Below are 597 nucleotides of genomic sequence, written 5' to 3' on the forward strand. Positions count from 1 at the left end.
CCCATTCGGAAATCTGCGGGTCAAAGCTTATGTGCAGCTCACCGCAGCTTATCGCAGCTTGTCACGTCCTTCATCGGCTCCTGATGCCAAGGCATTCCCCTTGCGCTCTTTTTAGCTTGACCTTAGTAGAACAGTCTCATTTCTGAGCTGTTCTCTATTCGATCATGAATTATGCAGGCATCACAGAAGTTTGCAATTGGCTACATTGTTTTACCCATTCACTAGAACAGCTATCGCCATTCTATACTTATAAGTTCCACAACATTGCTGTTTGCCCTCTGTTGCTTGCTCTTGTACTTTCATTCTGCATTGTTCAGTTTTCAAGGTGCTGACTTCCAGCCTTTGTTCAAGGCCAGATCGAAACATCTGTTGCCAGGTGCTTCGATCCAGTATTGAATTGGTGGAGATAGTCGGGCTCGAACCGACGACCCCCTGCTTGCAAAGCAGGTGCTCTCCCAGCTGAGCTATACCCCCATCGAGAGAGAAGTGGTGGGCCCAAGTGGACTCGAACCACCGACCTCACGATTATCAGTCGTGCGCTCTAGCCAGCTGAGCTATGGGCCCATCGGGCCGCGTGTACCCTCTAAATTAAACAAC

At 49.4% G+C, this 597-nt stretch carries 2 tRNA genes and 1 rRNA gene; all 3 read right to left on the minus strand.

Annotated features, from left to right (window positions below):
- A 23S ribosomal RNA gene (locus tag ACTNB1_RS14850) occupies positions 1 to 122 on the minus strand; the annotation flags it as partial.
- Between the two features lie 276 nt (positions 123 to 398).
- Positions 399 to 474, minus strand: a tRNA-Ala gene (locus ACTNB1_RS14855).
- A gap of 13 nt (positions 475 to 487) precedes the next feature.
- A tRNA-Ile gene (locus ACTNB1_RS14860) sits at positions 488 to 564 on the minus strand.
- Positions 565 to 597 lie beyond the last annotated feature (33 nt).

Source organism: Flavonifractor sp. HCP28S3_F3 (genome assembly GCF_052065355.1).
Classification (GTDB): domain Bacteria; phylum Bacillota; class Clostridia; order Oscillospirales; family Oscillospiraceae; genus Flavonifractor.